We start from the raw sequence: 18329 nt of genomic DNA on the forward strand, positions 1-18329 counted from the left end.
TGAGCCACAGCCAATGAAATAAAAATGGTGATAAATACAAAATTTTAAAAAATTAATTTAAATACATGAGGAGGGAAACATGATAGGTTCATTATTTGCAGGAATATCCGGGCTGAATGCAAATGCCACAGCCATGACTGTAATCGGAGACAACATAGCAAATGTAAACACCACCGGTTTTAAGTCGAACAGGGCGTCGTTTGCCAATGTGTTGAGCACGTCCTTGCAAGGTTCGGGTGGAAGCGATATTGGCAGAGGGGTCGCATTCTGGGGTTCAACCCCGTCATGGAGCCAGGGATCGGTTGAAAATACAGCCAACGCAACGGACATGGCCATAAACGGGCGTGGTTTTTTTATGGTAAATGACGAAAGCGGCCAAACTTTATTTACCAGGGCCGGAGAATTTGCTTTTGACAGGAACGGTGATTTACGAAATCCGGATGGTCTCGCGGTTCAAGGATACGAAGTCACCGCCGTAGCTCCGGATGGAACATTAACCCTGGGTGCAATCATGAACATTGGTGTTCCCAGCGAGAGTACCTCACCTCCTGTTGCTACGGACGAGTTCACCATGGATATCAACCTCGATGCTGGCGCTGCAGTGACCGATACCTACTCCACATCACAGGTGTTTTACGATTCTCTGGGCAATGCGGTTCCGGTGACTTTTACATTTACGAGAGCTGCAGCGGTAGCTCCTGCCACCGCAACCTGGAATGTTGCAGCTGCGATTCCAGCATCAGCAGGAACAGGTGCTGCGGTTAGTGTTCCATCAATCGGATTCGATGCAAACGGAAATATGATAGTACCTGCAGCTGATGCGACAGTCACCTTAACTTTAACAAATGGCGCTGCAAGTCCGCAGGCGATAAACTGGATGCTTTACGATCCAGCCGGTCCAAGCTTAGGTGATATTACAGGATATTCATCTACTTCCGTCACTACATTTCAGACTCAGAACGGATTCCCCGCAGGATCACTCAGGGGTGTTTCAGTGGATGAATTGGGTGTGGTCACCGGGGCCTATTCCAACGGGCAGATGACCCCTCTTTACCAGGTTGCCCTGGCAGATTTTCCCAGTTATTATGGACTAAACAAGATGGGGAACAACCTGTATGCAGAATCGCTTGCATCGGGGCAAGCCCTGCCTGGCGTGGCACAAAGTGGCAGGCTGGGAAGTATCAGCCCAAGTGCAGTGGAAATGTCAAATGTTGATCTTGCCCAGGAGTTTGTTAAAATGATTACCACTCAAAGGGCCTTTCAGGCAAATTCCAGGGTCATTACCACCAGTGACGAAGTACTCAATGAATTGATTAATATTAAGCGATAAGAGAATAGGTTCAGCTCATGGGTAATGGTTGGCAGCTCATCGTCCCTTCACAAAAGCGATTGAAAGACTGAAATCCTTTTTTGTGACGGGGCGATGAGCTGCCAGTTATGAGTCCTTTCAGCTATAAGCGATCATCAGACGTCAAAGAGTTGACAATTTTAAATAAAAATTGACACTCGTATCACTGGTTTTTATTCTTTTCCCAGCCAATCACCGCTAAATATCATTTATTCCCACCTTCGGTTTGATGCAATTCCCTTGGTCTTTGATAATTATAGGCAAATACTTTCCTATAAGTTCAAACTGTTATGGACCACTGGTCATAGTCTTACCATATTCAAACCATGATACCATTTCATATGGCACAATACTTGCTAAATTAGATGCAAACGAGAATATTCATCCAACTAAATGATTATCCCAACAATGGAGGATAAAGGATAATGTCCAATAAAATATTGCTCATACTCATTGGTGTTATTTTGCTGATCGTGATTGCGATGGGCGGGGGTTTTTTTATGATGTGGAGTAAGATGTCTTCTATGAATGTCGTCAACAGTGAAGAAGCGGATAACGAAATAGAAGAAGTGGTTGAAACAATGGGGCCGACTAAAAAGCTGGAAACATTCATAGTAAACTTGGGGGATAAAGGCGGAAAACGCTATTTGCGAGTCTCAATGGATTTAGAGCTGGAAAATGGGGAGTCAGCTAAAGTCGTGGATAAAAGGCTTCCGAAATTGAGAGATGCGGTTTTAATGATATTACCCACCAAAAAATATGAAGATATCGGTACGGTTCAGGGGAAAAGTGCTCTAAGAAATGAAATACTTACAAAACTAAACGAATTAATGGAGCCGGAAGCAATTAAAAATATCTATTTCACTGAATTCGTTGTTCAGTAAAAGGCTAACCAAGCATGGCTGATCAGATATTATCACAGGAAGAAATCGATGCACTTCTTTCCGCAATGGATAAAGGGGAAGTCGATATCAATGAGGGGAAAAAAGGCGCTGCCGAAGCTGAAGTCAAACCTTACAGTCTAACTTCACAGAATCGAATGCTGCACGATCAGTTTAATGCGCTCGAGGAGGTATATGACAAATTTTGTACATTAATGGACTCATCATTGACCACCACGCTTCAACAGCCTGTTGAAATAGAGTTTGTTTCAACGGAAATGATTAAATATGGAGAATTTATAAGTGCTTTTACAAACCCAACCGCCTTTGGGATTTTTAACATGGAACCTCTGATCGGTTCAGCCATACTTGCCATAGAGCCTAAGCTGGTATTTTCTCTGATAGATTGTATGTTCGGTGGAAATGGAAAACCCACAGAACAAATAAAAGAATTTACCATGATAGAGCAGAGAATGATTAAAAGAATCATAAATGAAGCTCTGAAAAAACTAGAGGAAGCTTGGAAAGTGGTGTATTCACTTAAATTCTCTCTAAAAAAAATCGAATCAAAACCTGAATTTGTACACCTGGTTAACCCAAACGAACTGATGCTTATCATTCTGTTTTCCATTAAGGGAGAAGTCTTTAGCGGGAATATTCATCTGGGCATTTCTTCTCTTATGTTGGAGCCGATTAAAGAATATCTGTCTTCAAGATATATGACTGAAAAGGATATGGAAAACACATGGAGCTCTCAGATAAAGAATTTGCTGAAAAATACCAATGTGACCCTAATCGCAGAACTGGGGAAAACCAACAAGACGGTTGGCGATTTGCTGGCTCTAAAACTTGACGATGTGATTAATCTCTCCACAGGCACTCAGGATTTGATAAGAGTGAATGTCGAAGGTGTTCCAAAATATCAAGGTTTTCCCGGAACTGTAAAAGGAAATAATGCAGTTGAAATCACAGGGTTGATTCAACAAATTAGAGGAGAAAAATAGGAATGACTGCAGAAGATGAAAAAAGCCAAACGGGGAGCCCAAGCAGCGAAGCATCCGCCGGTGAGACTGAAAATCAGCTAAATGTTGAGCAACAAGCGCCATATGAATTTTCAGGCATTGATCACTCAAAGGAAGCGGTATCTGAAAGCAATATGGAGTTTCTTCTTGATATTCCATTAGAGATTTCAATTGAACTCGGCAGAACCCGAATGTTGATAGATCAGCTGTTAAAACTCAGTCAGGGATCTGTGATTGAACTTTCAAAATATGCCGGTGAGACACTCGAAATACTGGCAAATCAAAAGGTCATTGCCAAAGGCGAAGTCGTTGTTGTTAATGAAAAATATGGTATCCGTTTGACTGAAATCGTAAGCCCAATGGAACGGGTAGCGAGGCTTGGATGAGTATTTATCCTGAAATTATTCCAACAGCAATAAAAATGCTGACCGCACTGGGAATGGTTCTGGGGGGAATGCTGGTTGTATATTATTTTTCAAAGCGGATATTGAAGAGGCAGGCGGGACATTCAAAAGGAAGAATGATCAAAGTTCTGGAAAGCAGTTATATTGGCGTAAAAAAAAATATCTCTCTTGTAGAGATTCCGGGGGCAATTCTTGTTTTGGGAATTACCAACGATCACATATCCCTTCTTTCAAAAATAGAAAATCAAGAAGTAATAAATGGTTGTAAAGAAGTTGACCAAGAAAAAGAAATGCTTTCATTTTCCGATCGCTTACATCATTTTTCTTCAAAGTTAAAAGGGATGAAAAGTGTCAGGTAACCCGACAAAAAAAAGGATTTCTGCTACGACAAAACTGCTTGTCCTGAGTCTGGTGATATTTGCGGGCTTTTTTTTTCTGATGCCGACTCACTGCTTTGCGCAAACACCAAGTGCCGGTTCGCCTTTTTTCAGTATCAATGTGGAGCAACAAGAAGATCCGGGGCAGGTTTCGGTTGTTCTTCAGATATTTTTATTACTTACGGTCCTTTCTATCGCTCCGGCACTTTTAATCATGATGACTTCCTTTACCAGGATTGCCATCGTACTTTCCGTACTTCGACAGGCAATCGGTACCCATTCAATGCCTCCGAACCAGATTGTACTCGGCTTGGCACTTTTTCTGACTTTTTTCATAATGGCTCCTGTCTGGGACAAAGTAAACACCGAGGCAATTCAACCATATTTGAAAAAGGAAATCACCCAAAAACAGGCGCTGGAGAATGCATTTAAACCAATAAGATCTTTTATGTTCAAGCAAACAAGGGAAAAGGATCTTGCCATGCTGGTTAAAATTTCAAACACGGCAAGGCCGAAAAATATGGATGACGTTCCCACCAGTGTTTTGATTCCTTCATTCATCTTAAGCGAATTAAAAACAGCATTTCAGATGGCTTTTATGCTCTATGTGCCTTTTTTAGTGATCGATATGGTGGTGGCAAGTGTCCTTCTTTCAATGGGAATGATGATGCTGCCGCCCATTATGATTTCTTTGCCTTTTAAGCTGATGCTGTTTGTTCTTGCAGATGGCTGGTATTTGATTGTGGGGTCCTTGGTAAAGAGTTTTGGATAGATACCCCCCGACATTTGTCGATAACCATAAACTGTCTTTTTTAACTTGTTTGTTTGCCTGTCACGTAGGTGTTTCGGGTTACGAGTGGTGTGTTGTGAGTTATTAATGGGAAATAATCCTTTTTTATAACCCATATCCCGCAACCCGTAACCCGCAACAATATCGCATGACACAAAAAGAAGCTGTTGTTCTAAATACAGCGGACAAGTTGAAGGATGATTATAATGAAAGGTTAAAGAACATGACACCCGAATTAATCACCGGTTATTTTATTGAAGCAATAAAAATGGCTATTTTACTGTCAGCACCGATGTTGCTGTCCGGTCTAATTATCGGACTTATGGTGAGTATCTTTCAGGCAGCAACGCAGATAAATGAAATGACCATGACTTTTATTCCCAAAATGCTGGCGGTGGCTGTTGCACTGATCATTTCTTTTCCTTGGATGCTTCAGGTCATGATCGATTTTATGAAGAATATGATAACCGGCCTTCCTTCATATGTTGGATGAGACATTGCAATGGCAACTTTTACTTTCCCCCTTATAAAACTTCAGATGTTTTTTCTTATCTTTTTACGCGTAAGTGCAATATTGATGAGCATTCCTGTTTTTGACAGTAAAGCCATTCCGGTTATATTTAAAGCCGGGCTGGTTTTTTCTATCAGTATAATGCTGTTCCCCTTAATAAAAATGGATGAAATACCGAATTTTTCCCATATAATCACCTTCGCCATAGGTGCAGCCGGCGAAATTTTGTTTGGGTTAATTATCGGGATGTTCGTGAGGATGATATTTGCCGGAATTCAATTGGCAGGTCAGCTGGCAGGATATCAGATGGGGCTTGCTATTGCAAATGTTCTTGATCCTACCACAAGCGGGCAGTTCCCGATTATTTCACAGATATATAACCTGATCGCAATGCTGATTTTTATAACCATAAATGCACATTACTGGTTTTTAAACGCGCTGAAAGAAAGCTTTACGCTGGTTCCTCCCCTGGGATTTCAATTCAGCAACTCCCTTATAGATCAATTGGTCAGTCTTTCCGGTAATATTTTCGTGATTGCCGTTAAAGTAGGGGCTCCAATCATAGTGGTGCTGCTGTTAACCAGCGTGGCATTCGGGCTTATCGCACGTACCGTGCCCCAAATGAATGTTTTTATCGTGGCCATGCCTTTAAAAATTGCAGTTGGACTTTTATTTTTAATTTTAAGTATTCCCTATTTGGTTGTTTTTCTCAGGCAGATATTCCACCATTTCGGGAGCAGTATTATTTTTATAATGAAAGCGATGTAGGTGCATAACCTCGCAACGAAATTCAGTAGTCGTTTACGGTTTGAAACTTGAAAATAGAAAGTAGAAATTAGGGAGAGATGAAACGAGTTTGCGAATTGAAAGCCAAATTTCCAATTTCTATTTTCTAATTTCTTCGTTTAATAAAAGCTTAAAAATTTATTGTTAACTATAATCTGTCATTTTTATCTTGTTTGGTTATTAACTAATTCTTATGGCTGAAGAAAGTTTTCAGGAAAAAACTGAGCAACCGACACCTAAAAAAATCGCAGATGCGAGGAAGAAGGGGACGGTTGCCCAAAGCAGAGAAATTCCATCGGCAATCATATTGCTGACTTCTCTCGGAATTTTCTTTTTCTCTGGAAGCTGGATGTTTTCAAGCCTGTCGGATTTTATGGGGGGGATATTTCGAAATATCGGTACATTTAAAATTTATGATATTACCACTGCAAGCACACTATCGACTATAATCTTAAAGAATGTATTATCAATTATACTTCCTTTTATGCTGGCAGTGGTGGTTGCCGGCATAATGGCAAATATCCTACAGATCGGCTTTTTGTTTAGCCCGGAAGCGTTTTCTCCCAAACTGTCCAAATTCAATCCTTTAAAGGGTATAAAAAAACTCTTTTCCTTAAAATCGTTTGTTGAGCTTATTAAATCCTTAATCAAGATAACTTTTGTGGGTGGGATTGCTTATTTAACCATAAAGATGGAAATAAAGACCATTCCGATCTTAATGCAAATGGGCATTAAGGATATTGTATCATTTGTCGGTATTACTTCTTTTAAAATTTGCCTGTATGTATCCATGGCTCTGATAATTATGGCTGTTTTGGATTATATTTATCAGAAGTATGAGCATATTAAGGGTTTAAAAATGACCAAACAGGAAGTTAAAGATGAAAATAAGCAGACAGAAGGAGATCCTAAAGTAAAAGCCAGAATTAGAAGTATTCAGTTAGAAATATCCAGGCGTCGAATGATGGAGTCCGTTCCTGAAGCAGACGTGGTGATTACCAACCCCACTCATCTGGCCATTGCACTTAAGTTTGATGCTGAAAAAATGATTGCTCCAAAGATAATGGCCAAAGGCGCTGGGAAAATAGCTGAGCGGATCAGAGAAATTGCCGATGAAAATCATGTGCCGATAGTGGAAAATAAACCTCTGGCCCGGACGCTTTTTAAAATCGCTGAGATAGGCGATTATATTCCTGCAGAACTTTATCAGGCCGTTGCAGAGGTTCTGGCTTATGTGTACCGGTTGAAAGGAATGGCAACCGGCGCATGACCTACAGAAAGATGACCAACCCGGAATAGATGCCATCCACCACAGGGGTGACATTGATTGACCTCCCAACCCGCACCACATTTCCAAACAGAAATACGTCATGCATGTTAACATCGGCAGCCAATTGTCGATGTGATGTGGCCAGGTGCCTAAAGGTTTTTCGTCAATAAATTATCACCTACCGTCAAACAATTAACGCCTTGGATCATCCCCGTTTGAAAAATATTATTAACCTCAGATTATTATCAATCAAAATAAGGCGTTATTGAAATTATTAAGTTCCTTCAATGTAGGCACGAAACATGCATAATGCTATGTAGTGTTTGCCGGAAAATAGCAACACGGCACCCATCTTTGCCTCTGGCTGCAGCGAGGCAGGGACACATACAGAGTCAAAAGGGAAAAAACTCATTGCAGATAACTCATAGCAAAAGGATTAAACTCTTCAGATGGTGAGCTATCAGCTGTAAGCTGTGAGCCGATAAATTACGGAGTAATTTATTCAGAGAAAGAAAGGCATGAACATATGGAAGTGGTCAGTCAATCAAGGTTAGCGGCGCAAATTCCAATTATATCGAAAAACAGCGATATAATAATTGCGTTTGTTGTCGTTAGTATTCTGGCATTTATGGTGATACCTTTGCCTCCGGTACTGCTCGACTTGCTCCTTTCGTTTAATATTACCTTTTCCCTGACCATTCTTCTTGTTGGTATGTACATCATAAAGCCCCTTGAATTTTCCGCATTCCCCAGTGTGCTCCTCATTGTCACATTGTTCAGGCTATCGCTCAATGTGGCTTCAACCAGAATCATTCTTCTTCATGGGAACGAAGGAACAATGGCTGCCGGAAAGGTGATCAAAGCATTTGGAGGCTTTGTGGTCGGAGGAAACTACCTGGTAGGAATTATCGTTTTTTTGATTCTGGTAATCATTAATTTTGTAGTTATAACAAAAGGAGCCGGAAGAATAGCAGAGGTTGCGGCCAGGTTTACTTTGGATGGAATGCCGGGCAAACAGATGAGCATCGATGCGGATCTCAACGCCGGTTTAATCAGTGAAGAAGAAGCCAGGAAGAGAAGGGAGCAGATCACCCAGGAGGCGGAATATTACGGTGCGATGGACGGAGCCAACAAATTTGTTCGCGGAGATGCCATCGCTGGAATAATTATTACCCTGATAAATATAATTGGCGGACTGGCAATCGGCGTATTTCAAAATTCAATGAGTTTCGCCCACGCGGCGCAGAATTATACCTTGCTCACCATAGGGGACGGACTGGTGACACAGGTCCCCGCTCTTATCGTATCGACTGCAGCCGGAGTTATTGTAAGCAGGGCAGGATCAGAAAAAAGTCTGGGAAAAGAAATGACCATGCAGATATTATTTCAGTATCGAGCCGTTGCCGTTGCTTCAGCAGTCCTTTTTGGATTTGCGCTTGTCCCGGGACTGCCAGGAATTCCTTTCCTGCTTTTAGCAATGGGAGCAGCAGGTCTTGCCTTTATGGTGTTCAAGGCGGGTAAGAAAAGCCTTGCAAAAGAAGAAGCCGATAAGATGCTGCAAGAAAAAGCCGGGCCGGAAGAAAAGCCGGTATCTCTTCCGCTCCTTGACGTACTTGGTCTCGAAGTCGGCTATGGGATTATTCACCTGGTAGATATGGAACAGGACGGCCAGCTTCTGGATCGAATTAAATCTATTAGACGTCAGGTCGCACAGGAAATCGGCATTATTGTTCCACCCATTCATATCCAGGATAACATGCAGTTAAAGCCGGGAGAATATTCAATATTATTGAAGGGAAATGTAGTCGGAACCGGCGAGCTGATGACCAATTATTGTCTTGCCATGGATCCTGGAACTGTTCAGGGAAAGCTGGACGGGGTACAAACAAAAGAACCGACTTATGGACTGCCTGCAATCTGGATCAAGGAAAGCAAAAAAGAAGACGCCATAGCCAAAGGGTACACAGTCGTTGATCCAGCTACGGTTTTAACTACCCATATCTCTGATGTGGTCAGGCGTTTTTCACATGAGTTGCTGGGGAGACAGGAGGTGCAGCAGATGCTGGACATGCTGAAAAACTCCCATCCAAAAGTTGTGGAAGAACTGATTCCGAATATGCTCTCACTCGGGGGCGTGGTGAAGGTTCTGCAGAACTTGCTGAAGGAACAGGTGCCTGTTAGAGATTTTCTCGCTATACTGGAGACGCTGGCTGATTGGGCGCCAATGGTAAAGGATATAGATATGCTGACGGAATATGTGCGGCATTCCCTGGCCAGAACCATTACCAACCTTCATCAAACCGATAAAGGCAAAATACCGGCGATTACATTGGGACACAGTATAGAAGAGTCCGTATCAGAAGCGATTCAGAGAACTGATCAGGGAAGCTTTGTTGCCATGGAACCGGATCTTGTACAAAAAATCGTTAATGCCCTTACCGGTTATATGGAAAGAATATCATCATTAAATTATCAACCGGTTATTTTATGTTCTGCCCAGATCAGGCTGCATTTCAAGAAGCTGATTGATCGTTTTATTTCAAATCTGGCTGTTATTTCATATGACGAACTGTCAAGTAATATTGAAATAGAGTCCTTGGGAATTGTGGAGTTATCAGATGCAGATTAAGAGGTTTGAAGCGAAGAGTATGACAGAGGCCTTAAGGTTGATTAAAAAGGAACTGGGGTCTGAAGCGGTTATTTTATCGGCACGGAGTCTGAAAAAAGAAAGCCGTTTATTGGGGGCTTTGAAAAAAAGCGGTGTTGAAGTCACCGCAGCGACGGACCATTTACCTTACCAACCGAAACAGAAAAGTGCATTGGTCAAAAGAGACTTTTATACGGATAAAAACGATCAGTTCAATTTTAACATGCAGGTGAAAAGGGAGGATCAACATATAATATCATCTTTGCGGAGTAAATTAATATCTCAAGATATAAATGAAGATATAGCCGATAGACTGGCAAAAGAACTGAAAGAGATCCTTCCCACAAAAAGTATCATGAATGAAATGATGGTGCAAGAGGCGTTGGATTCAATTATCAGCGGTATGGGAGTAAGGTTTGACCCCATAAAAGTTAATTTGGGGAGTCGCAAGGTCATAGCATTAATCGGACCTTCCGGCGCTGGAAAGACAACCACCGCTGTCAAGCTGGCGACTGCCTGGAAATTTGAAAAGAAAAGAGATGTTGCCCTGGTTATCATGGATGGTCACAGGATCGGTGCGGTGGATCAAATGAAGACTTATTCAAGAATTATAGGGGTGCCGGTGGCAATTGTTTCCGGTAGAAACGAGTTGAGAGAAGCCATAAAAAAATTAAGATATAAGGATCTGGTGATTATAGATACTCCTGGATTGAACTGGCAAAATGACCTGCAGCTTGAAAAGTTTTATAAATGTTTTGAGAAGATGAAAAAAATTGAAACCCATCTTGTTCTCAGTGCAACCACCAAAGAGAAAGATTATATCAATATTGCAGAAAAATTGAATAAGTTTGAAATCAACAGGTTGATATTTACCAAAATCGATGAGAGCAGCACCCACGGAAACATACTCAGCCACTTAATTAGAACGAAAATACCGGTTTCATGTTTTACCTGCGGGCAAGAGATTCCTGAAAGTATTGAAGAGGCGTCTATGGATAGATTGCTCGGTTTGATTATAAACAAAGCAAAAGAAAAAAGATATGGGACCGGGTTTGTTAAAAAAATAGAAACCGTGGACAGTGAAGTGAAAACAGAAAGTGATATAAAAGAATATTTTGTGGCAAACCAAAATTCAGATGTTTTTCACCGACCCGGCTGCAAATGGACGAGGATGATAAAGCAGGATAATATTGTTGTTTTTAAAAGTGTGGCAGAGGCTGAAGAAAAAAGGTTTAAGCCATGCAGATATTGCAGGCCTAAACCGGAAGTAGAATATGAGTGCCTGCAATATGGTATGAGCAAAAGAAAAATCGCAAGCGGTTAATAGGTAGGGAAGAGGCGCTTGTTTTTGTCTTTTGCTGCGGAGCGACCGGAAATGAAGCCTGTTCGGCTAAACCGAGAGATGTGTTCATACAATAAATTAATAGGGTTGTTTGAGGAGCTATTCGCATTATGGGGCTGAAAGATAATGAAAATAAAGTGATTAGTCTTTCCAAAAGAATAGGAGAGAGCTCGGGAATGAAGAAAAGTACGCATTCAGATAAAAAATGCAAAAAAGAAACAAGAGTCATTGCCATCACAAGTGGTAAGGGTGGAGTGGGGAAAACAAATATTGTGGCAAATCTTGGACTTGCATTGAGCAAGCTGGGGAAAAAAGTGATTATTCTGGACGCGGATCTTGGCCTGGGAAATCTGGATGTGTTGCTGGGCCTGGCCCCGAAGTATAACCTGTCCCATGTGATTTCCGGTGAGAAAAGTATGCGGGAAATCATCCTCAAAGGGCCCGGAGATGTAGAGATACTTCCTGCCTCCTCGGGGATCCAGGAACTTACCCAATTATCTGAACAACAGAAGATACAAATCTTAACAAAACTGGATTTATTGATAGATTCCGTTGATGTCTTGTTAATAGACACCGCCGCAGGAATTTCCACCAATGTGCTGGATTTCAATGCGACTGCTCAGGAAATATTAATCGTTGTATCGCCGGAGCCCACTTCCCTGACTGATGCCTATGCTTTAATGAAAGTGCTTTCTCTGAAATATGCGGAAAAGCATTGTAAATTGGTGGTGAATCAGGCTGCAAGTGATCAGGAGGGCAGAGAGATATACAGGCAGTTGAACATAGTGGCTGAGAGATTTCTGGATATTTCGGTGGAATATTTCGGATGCATTTTAATGGATGAGAAGGTGACAAAGAGTATAAGACGGCAGAAAATTGTACTCGAATTATATCCGGATAGTCCGGCGAGCAGATGTTTTGGGATGTTAGCGAAAAAAGTAAAAAATATGAAGAGCTTAAAATCAACAAAAGGAGATTCCAATTTATTCTGGAAGCATCTTGCCTCTTAGTCCTTTAGCGCTAAAGGCCGTTAAGATCGTTGCGCTGGGCGGGACTCAAAGATTCAAGAGATCCATCTTCGCCTGTTATGACGACAATATCGAAGGCGGACCCTGATCAGCGTTACCAGCATAGGAAGCGCGTATCAAAAAAGTGCTTTTTAAGCGTGGCATTCCTAAATGGAATAAAATATCATGCAACTGGCGGAAGAACAAAAAACTGGTTTTAATAAGTGCAATCGTTTAAACAGGGAGCAGACAATTATGCGGTATCTGCCTCATGTAAAACGTATCGTTCAAAGAATAGCGGTCCATCTTCCTCAAAGCGTAGAAATCGAAGATCTATTAAATGTCGGGGTTATTGGATTAATACAGGCCATAGAGAGGTATAATCCGGACCGGGATAATAAATTTATGACCTATGCGGCATTCAGGATCAGAGGTGCTGTATTAAGTGAGCTTAGGTCAAGAGACTATATCTCAAGAACAAACAGGAGAAAAGTAAGAGAGCTGGAAAAAACTTATTTAAAGCTCGAACAAAAAAAAGGCGAAGAGGTTGAAGATCATGAAGTGGTAAAAGAAATGGGGATTGGTTTTGAGGAGTTTCACAAAATTAAACAAATGTCGACTATTTCCATCATAAGTCTTGATGAGATGGGATACTCCTCTGATAAGAAAAGAGATTCCCTGTCGGAAATGTTTATTAATAACAGGGAGGAAGATGCCCTGAATCAGACAGGAATTAAAGAGATAAAAGCAGCCATTGCCAAAACAATCGATGAATTACCGCAAAAGGAAAAACTGGTCATTTCTTTATACTACATGGATGAACTTACCATGAAGGAAACGGGAAAGGTATTAGGTATAACAGAGTCAAGGGTTTCTCAGCTGCATTCAAAAGCCATTACCCGCTTAAGGGCAAAACTCAGAAGGAAAAAGCTGGTTGAAGAATAGAAAAACTGAAAGAAGAGGAGGCTGGGATACCGGGATGCCTGGAGGCAAAAAGGCCAAGAGGGCCGGCGCTTTTTAGAAAAGATATTCAACCTCAAAGCCCACATGCTTTCAGACTTTATGGCTCCAGCATAGGCACGTTATGGTTGAAAATCTAAATATTCAAAAAGTATTGGCACCCATATCGTTAACATCCAGGGTAAAAAAGGCCAGCAGGGAAAAGAATAAAAACCGGCAAAAAACCTTTGATGAGGAATTAAAGAAAAAAAAAGAACATAAGGAAGGGCGGTCTGTTGCTCAATCAAAGACAGATAAAGAAACAAGTATAAGGAAAGAAGAATCTCTAACAGAAAACCAGAATGAAAATAGTGAAAGTGTAGAAAGCAAACAGGGTAAGCGGATAGATATTCATATTTAGGCAAAAAAAGGAGTTAAAAATGGGATTTAATGCAACGCATGTATTTGAGACGAGTCTGGATGTGGTAGGGATTACACTTAGCTGTGTGATTATTTCCTATCTTATTTATAACAGAATAAAATACAATCAGCTGGTATTAAGCAGAAAATATAATAAAAGTATGAGCACGTTTAAATCTGAAGTTGCGGTTAAGATGATTAAGCAACAAACAGAAAGAAGCTTTGATACCATTTGCGATATTATAAATAAGGAACAACGGAAATTCAAAAGACTGATGGAAAAGGAAGAACTTGAAAACGCAAAATATCTGATGATGATGATGGAGAAAGGCCACCTCCTTAAAAAAGTAATCAATGTAAAAGCCATGGATGAAGTGCAGCCGGGTATTACTGCAGATCCCTATGACGAAATATCCAAGATGGCCGGTTCCGGTATGGGTGTGGAAAAAATATCCAAAAAAGTGGGGATGCCGCCAGGAGAAGTTGAACTGTATTTAAAGCTCAATAAAAATTATACTTTTAATTAGATGGAGGATCGGGGAGTTTTTCAATCTGTACTCAGTTCGTTCGGGGAAGCGCCCATTGGCCCGTATCAGCCTTAACAATCATTTCGAGAAACTGGCGTACGGTCCGCCTAGGCGGACTGAGATTCGATTTGAACCAGCCCCAAGGGACAGAATCCCACGGCAGCGTTGATCGTCTCTGCCTGTGTGTATTTAACTGAGAAGATAGGGGGCGTGTACAGAGTGCTGGGATTATTTGTTAAGGCTGATACGGGCCAATGGGCGCTTCCCCGAACGAACCACTAACAATCATTAAAGCTCAAACGGTTCATAAAAAAGGCCTAGGCAAAAATTGCCCGGTGGCTTTATACGGGAAACAAGCAAGGGCGCCTAAATGCTTAAAATTAAATATCTATCAGCTTTGGTACATCTTTTGCATAATAAATTAAACAGGTTAAAAAACAAAAATGCCGGAGGTGGAAGATGAGCGGCGGGATATACATGTCGGCAGCCGGAGCAATGGCTTACGAAAAAAGAATGCAGATAATTTCTAATAATCTTGCGAATATAAATACATCAGGTTTTAAAAAGGATAAAGGACATTTTCAAATTATCGATTCCCCTGAATCGATACAGGAAGATCTTGAAAAAGATTCAGTTTCAACAGAGAAGCCGCAGCCTCCATTATGGCTTCAATTTGAAACAAAAACTGATTTTTCCGCTGGATCGTTGAAGCATACCGGGAATCCTTTAGACCTTGCGCTTGAAGGAGATGGGTTTTTTTGCATCAAAACAGAGCAGGGAACCCAGTATACCCGAAACGGAAATTTTTCATTAAACCAGGATGGAATGCTGGTGACTATGGATGGATTGCCCGTTCTGGGAGATGGAGGGCCGATTAATATTGAAGGGGATACTTTAAGCGTAGATGTAAAAGGTAATATATCGATAGATGGAAACGTGGTTGATACACTTAAAATTGTCGACTTCCCACAGCAGGATGTTTTAAAAAAAACAGGAAATAGTCTGTTTGCTATTGCGGATAAAAAAGCAGTTGAGCGCAGGGCTGAAAATACCGGGGTGAGCCAGGGCTTTATCGAACTTTCAAATGTTAATGCGATAAGGATGATGACTGAGATGATAGAAGTGCTCAGGGGATATGAGTCGTACCAAAAAGCGATCAAAACGGCCGATGAGGCAAGTGCAAAGGCAATTAATGATGTTGGAAGAGAGTGACAAATAAGGGGGTAACATGATCAGAAGCATATGGACGGCAGCCACGGGAATGCAGGCCCAGACATTAAATATTGATGTGATTGCGAATAATCTGGCCAATGTGAATACAGCGGGTTTTAAAAGGAGCAGATCGGATTTCCAGGATTTATTATATGAAACTTTAAGGCCTGCGGGTGTCTCTTCTTCAGAAGGAACGCAGGTTCCTGTGGGGGTGCAATTGGGGCATGGAACAAGGTCGGCAGCAGTAAATAAGATATTTTTACAGGGGGATTTTCAGAAAACAGACAACGAACTTGATCTGGCTGTGGAAGGTGATGGTTTTTTTCAGATCCTGCAGCCAAATGGTGAAATTGCATACACACGTGCCGGCGCTTTTAAACTGGATAGTGAAGGAAGGATGGTTACTTCTGACGGGTTTTCCCTGGAACCGGAAATCTCCATACCCACAGACACAGTTACCCTGTCGGTGGGAATAGATGGTACTGTTTCAGTGGTGCAGTCCGGGGCGACCGAGGCAACTGAGATAGGAACCATTGAGCTTGCGCGGTTCATTAATCCCGCCGGAATGCATACCATCGGCAGGAACCTGTATGTACCCACCGCAGCATCCGGTGATGTGGTAACGGGAACCGCAGGCGAAGATGGGTTTGGCACCATTGCACAGGGATATCTGGAGATGTCGAATGTGAGTGTGGTAGATGAAATGGTAAATATGATCACTGCGCAGAGAGCTTATGAAATAAACAGCAAAACAATTCAGGCGGCTGATGATATGCTGCAAATGGCAAATAATATTAAACGATAGTGTCTGAGCAAAGACAGAAGGAAAAAAAGGATCATGACATCCCCTAGTGTTAAAACTGGAATAAACCATATTTTTAAGCATCCCATACCGCTTGTTGTCCTTGGCCTTTTAGTGTTGGCAATTCCAGGATGCCTTTATGCAGAAAGCATAACATCAATAAATGTTTATAAAAAGACAACTGTAGAAAAAGACGAAATACTGTTAGGAAAAATAGCGGACATAGAAAGTGAAGATCATGTGCTGCTTGACAGACTTAAAAATATTGTGATCGGAAGATCACCACTTCCGGGAAAGTCTCGCTATCTTGGAAGGGAATATATCAAACTGCGATTAAAACAAAATGATATCGAGTTTTCAAGGCTGGCACTTAAGATTCCTGAAAAAATTAAAGTATCAAGGGGTTTTGTTAAAATCAGCAGGGAAGAAATACAAAGGATTGTTATAGATTATATCTATGAAAAACAGTTTTGGGATGAAGATAATGCAAGAATAACGGATATTCAAATCGCTCACATTCCGTTTCTTCCAAAGGGAAAAATAAGCTACAAAGTGGTCCCGCCAAAAACGATGCAGGGAAAGGGCACGATCCCATTGTCAATACTTTTTCTGGTGGATGGAGAATTTTATAAAAAGGTAAAAGCAGTCGCTAAAATTAAACTATTTAAAGAAGTGGTGGTTACCAAAAAACCACTGGGAAGGTACCGAACAATCACCCAAGAAGATGTCTACATGCAAAAAATGGACATCACCAATCTACCCAACGATATTATTACCAATTATAAAGATGCATTGGGGAAAAGAGTCAGGAGAAATATCTGGGCCAAAGTGGTTTTAAGGGCTGAACATATTGAATTCCCTCCTCTGGTAAAACGGGGAGATACAGTGCTGATCGTTGCAGAATCAGAAAAGATGAAAATTACAGCTCTGGGGGAAGTCAGAAAAGCAGGAAGGCGGGGTGAAAGAGTAAAGGTTGTAAACCTTAACTCCAACAAGAGGATATTTGCCCGTATTATCGATGAAAACACGGTCAAAGTCGAATTTTAGCCAACCAAACTTTTTTCATGTTTTGGTGATAACTATTTTTGCAGGTATGCCCCCACAGGAGAATATAACATGGCTTTAAAATACAAGAGACTGATCAACCATCTATTTCACCTGTTCATTTTATTCTTTGTTTTTGCCTATCTGGTAGGTTGTGCCGGCAGCCTGAAGAATTTGAAGTCCGCTGGAACAAAAAAAGAACAACAGAAGAAAATTGTTTATAAACTCGATAAAACGCCTGAAGTAAAAAAAGTCCATCATGAAGGGTCTCTCTGGCGGGATGACAGTCCGATGAATAATTTATTCATAAGCCAAAAAGCCAGAAAAGTCGGAGATATTGTCACCGTCAATATTGTGGAAGCCTCCAGCGCTTCGAATCAAGCGGGTACAAAAACGGAAAGGGGATCATCCTTGAGCGGGGGCATAGATACCTTATTCGGTTTTGAAAACGAATTTAACCACGATGATAAGTATAAAGATATCAGAAAATATTTTAACCCCTTTTCATCAGCGGGTGGTCCAACCATAAAGGGATCAATAGACAGTGAGTTTGATGGATCGGGGACAACGGCAAGAAGCGGCAATTTGAACGCTTATATAACCGCGAGGGTAACCGAAGTCATGCCGGGAGGTAACCTTCAGATTATCGGTGTACGTGAGGTTGAGATCAACAACGAAAAGCTGATTATTACCCTAAGCGGGGTGATCAGGCCCAGGGATATTTCTCCTGAAAATGTGGTACTGTCCACATACATTTCTGACGCAAAAATCAGCTACAGTGGATCAGGAGTCATCAATGACCGCCAGCGACCGGGCTGGCTGGCAAACCTGATTAATGCGGTATGGCCGTTTTAAGCGATTGGCAGAGCGTCCCTTTAGGACTTGAGGAGCCATGCGACTACGGCGAATTTAACGCTCAGAGCAAAGCGTTTCTCGAAAGTGGCACTCTTCGAGCAAAGCGGTCATCGAGGGAAGCTCACATTTTTTTCAGCCCGGTCGG

The 18329-nt window shown here is 41.5% G+C and carries 19 protein-coding genes; all 19 read left to right on the forward strand.

What is annotated here, in order from left to right; translation table 11 throughout:
• Positions 1-79 precede the first annotated feature (79 nt).
• Positions 80-1330, forward strand: a complete 1251-nt coding sequence (locus tag SWH54_07940; GenBank protein MDY6791182.1) for a flagellar hook protein FlgE — start codon at positions 80-82, stop codon at positions 1328-1330.
• A 443-nt stretch (positions 1331-1773) separates the two neighbouring features.
• Complete coding sequence (locus SWH54_07945) at positions 1774-2232, forward strand: flagellar basal body-associated FliL family protein (protein ID MDY6791183.1); 459 nt, start codon at positions 1774-1776, stop codon at positions 2230-2232.
• A 14-nt stretch (positions 2233-2246) separates the two neighbouring features.
• Positions 2247-3233: a flagellar motor switch protein FliM gene (fliM, locus tag SWH54_07950; GenBank protein ID MDY6791184.1), complete on the forward strand. Its 987-nt coding sequence runs from the start codon at positions 2247-2249 to the stop codon at positions 3231-3233.
• Positions 3234-3235: 2 nt separating this feature from the next.
• The gene (fliN, locus tag SWH54_07955) at positions 3236-3637 is read left to right on the forward strand and encodes a flagellar motor switch protein FliN (GenBank protein MDY6791185.1); all 402 of its coding nucleotides are present in this window, start codon (positions 3236-3238) and stop codon (positions 3635-3637) included.
• Complete coding sequence (fliO, locus tag SWH54_07960; protein MDY6791186.1) at positions 3634-4014, forward strand: flagellar biosynthetic protein FliO; 381 nt, start codon at positions 3634-3636, stop codon at positions 4012-4014. The genes fliN and fliO overlap by 4 nt, the downstream gene beginning before the upstream one ends.
• A gap of 79 nt (positions 4015-4093) precedes the next feature.
• The gene (fliP, locus tag SWH54_07965; protein MDY6791187.1) at positions 4094-4804 is read left to right on the forward strand and encodes a flagellar type III secretion system pore protein FliP; all 711 of its coding nucleotides are present in this window, start codon (positions 4094-4096) and stop codon (positions 4802-4804) included.
• Positions 4805-5045: 241 nt separating this feature from the next.
• Positions 5046-5315, forward strand: coding sequence for a flagellar biosynthesis protein FliQ (gene fliQ / locus SWH54_07970; GenBank protein ID MDY6791188.1), 270 nt, complete (start codon positions 5046-5048; stop codon positions 5313-5315).
• A 9-nt stretch (positions 5316-5324) separates the two neighbouring features.
• Complete coding sequence (gene fliR / locus SWH54_07975) at positions 5325-6101, forward strand: flagellar biosynthetic protein FliR (GenBank protein MDY6791189.1); 777 nt, start codon at positions 5325-5327, stop codon at positions 6099-6101.
• Positions 6102-6312: 211 nt separating this feature from the next.
• Positions 6313-7389, forward strand: a complete 1077-nt coding sequence (flhB, locus tag SWH54_07980; protein ID MDY6791190.1) for a flagellar biosynthesis protein FlhB — start codon at positions 6313-6315, stop codon at positions 7387-7389.
• 526 nt (positions 7390-7915) lie between these two features.
• Complete coding sequence (gene flhA, locus SWH54_07985) at positions 7916-10018, forward strand: flagellar biosynthesis protein FlhA (protein MDY6791191.1); 2103 nt, start codon at positions 7916-7918, stop codon at positions 10016-10018.
• Positions 10008-11360 carry an Ada metal-binding domain-containing protein gene (locus tag SWH54_07990; GenBank protein MDY6791192.1) on the forward strand — a complete coding sequence of 451 codons (1353 nt, stop codon included), beginning with the start codon at positions 10008-10010 and terminating at the stop codon, positions 11358-11360. The genes flhA and SWH54_07990 overlap by 11 nt, the downstream gene beginning before the upstream one ends.
• A 128-nt stretch (positions 11361-11488) precedes the next feature.
• Positions 11489-12388, forward strand: a complete 900-nt coding sequence (locus tag SWH54_07995; protein ID MDY6791193.1) for a MinD/ParA family protein — start codon at positions 11489-11491, stop codon at positions 12386-12388.
• A gap of 183 nt (positions 12389-12571) precedes the next feature.
• Positions 12572-13330 carry a FliA/WhiG family RNA polymerase sigma factor gene (locus tag SWH54_08000; protein MDY6791194.1) on the forward strand — a complete coding sequence of 253 codons (759 nt, stop codon included), beginning with the start codon at positions 12572-12574 and terminating at the stop codon, positions 13328-13330.
• Between the two features lie 139 nt (positions 13331-13469).
• Positions 13470-13745, forward strand: a complete 276-nt coding sequence (locus tag SWH54_08005) for a hypothetical protein (protein ID MDY6791195.1) — start codon at positions 13470-13472, stop codon at positions 13743-13745.
• A 19-nt stretch (positions 13746-13764) separates the two neighbouring features.
• Complete coding sequence (locus tag SWH54_08010; protein ID MDY6791196.1) at positions 13765-14271, forward strand: hypothetical protein; 507 nt, start codon at positions 13765-13767, stop codon at positions 14269-14271.
• A gap of 459 nt (positions 14272-14730) precedes the next feature.
• Positions 14731-15483 (forward strand): flagellar basal-body rod protein FlgF, encoded by a 753-nt coding sequence (gene flgF / locus SWH54_08015; protein ID MDY6791197.1) that lies wholly within the window; start codon positions 14731-14733, stop codon positions 15481-15483.
• A gap of 16 nt (positions 15484-15499) precedes the next feature.
• Positions 15500-16288: a flagellar basal-body rod protein FlgG gene (flgG, locus tag SWH54_08020; protein MDY6791198.1), complete on the forward strand. Its 789-nt coding sequence runs from the start codon at positions 15500-15502 to the stop codon at positions 16286-16288.
• A gap of 33 nt (positions 16289-16321) precedes the next feature.
• On the forward strand, positions 16322-17332 hold the full coding sequence (gene flgA / locus SWH54_08025) for a flagellar basal body P-ring formation chaperone FlgA (protein ID MDY6791199.1): 1011 nt from the start codon (positions 16322-16324) through the stop codon (positions 17330-17332).
• A 69-nt stretch (positions 17333-17401) separates the two neighbouring features.
• Positions 17402-18184 (forward strand): flagellar basal body L-ring protein FlgH, encoded by a 783-nt coding sequence (locus tag SWH54_08030; GenBank protein MDY6791200.1) that lies wholly within the window; start codon positions 17402-17404, stop codon positions 18182-18184.
• Positions 18185-18329 lie beyond the last annotated feature (145 nt).

It is taken from the genome of Thermodesulfobacteriota bacterium (assembly GCA_034189135.1).
Classification (GTDB): domain Bacteria; phylum Desulfobacterota; class Desulfobacteria; order Desulfobacterales; family JAUWMJ01; genus JAUWMJ01.

Excerpts from the sequence above, each read along its gene's own strand:
- SWH54_07945 (MDY6791183.1), top strand. The coding sequence starts at position 1,774 with ATGTCCAATAAAATATTGCTCATACTCATTGGTGTTATTTTGCTGATC.
- fliQ (MDY6791188.1), top strand. The coding sequence starts at position 5,046 with ATGACACCCGAATTAATCACCGGTTATTTTATTGAAGCAATAAAAATG.
- SWH54_08005 (MDY6791195.1), top strand. The coding sequence starts at position 13,470 with ATGGTTGAAAATCTAAATATTCAAAAAGTATTGGCACCCATATCGTTA.
- fliM (MDY6791184.1), top strand. The coding sequence starts at position 2,247 with ATGGCTGATCAGATATTATCACAGGAAGAAATCGATGCACTTCTTTCC.
- flhB (MDY6791190.1), top strand. The coding sequence starts at position 6,313 with ATGGCTGAAGAAAGTTTTCAGGAAAAAACTGAGCAACCGACACCTAAA.
- SWH54_07940 (MDY6791182.1), top strand. The coding sequence starts at position 80 with ATGATAGGTTCATTATTTGCAGGAATATCCGGGCTGAATGCAAATGCC.
- flgF (MDY6791197.1), top strand. The coding sequence starts at position 14,731 with ATGAGCGGCGGGATATACATGTCGGCAGCCGGAGCAATGGCTTACGAA.
- fliO (MDY6791186.1), top strand. The coding sequence starts at position 3,634 with ATGAGTATTTATCCTGAAATTATTCCAACAGCAATAAAAATGCTGACC.
- SWH54_08000 (MDY6791194.1), top strand. The coding sequence starts at position 12,572 with ATGCAACTGGCGGAAGAACAAAAAACTGGTTTTAATAAGTGCAATCGT.
- fliR (MDY6791189.1), top strand. The coding sequence starts at position 5,325 with ATGGCAACTTTTACTTTCCCCCTTATAAAACTTCAGATGTTTTTTCTT.
- flgA (MDY6791199.1), top strand. The coding sequence starts at position 16,322 with ATGACATCCCCTAGTGTTAAAACTGGAATAAACCATATTTTTAAGCAT.
- flhA (MDY6791191.1), top strand. The coding sequence starts at position 7,916 with ATGGAAGTGGTCAGTCAATCAAGGTTAGCGGCGCAAATTCCAATTATA.
- SWH54_08030 (MDY6791200.1), top strand. The coding sequence starts at position 17,402 with ATGGCTTTAAAATACAAGAGACTGATCAACCATCTATTTCACCTGTTC.
- fliP (MDY6791187.1), top strand. The coding sequence starts at position 4,094 with ATGCCGACTCACTGCTTTGCGCAAACACCAAGTGCCGGTTCGCCTTTT.
- flgG (MDY6791198.1), top strand. The coding sequence starts at position 15,500 with ATGATCAGAAGCATATGGACGGCAGCCACGGGAATGCAGGCCCAGACA.
- SWH54_07990 (MDY6791192.1), top strand. The coding sequence starts at position 10,008 with ATGCAGATTAAGAGGTTTGAAGCGAAGAGTATGACAGAGGCCTTAAGG.
- SWH54_08010 (MDY6791196.1), top strand. The coding sequence starts at position 13,765 with ATGGGATTTAATGCAACGCATGTATTTGAGACGAGTCTGGATGTGGTA.
- SWH54_07995 (MDY6791193.1), top strand. The coding sequence starts at position 11,489 with ATGGGGCTGAAAGATAATGAAAATAAAGTGATTAGTCTTTCCAAAAGA.
- fliN (MDY6791185.1), top strand. The coding sequence starts at position 3,236 with ATGACTGCAGAAGATGAAAAAAGCCAAACGGGGAGCCCAAGCAGCGAA.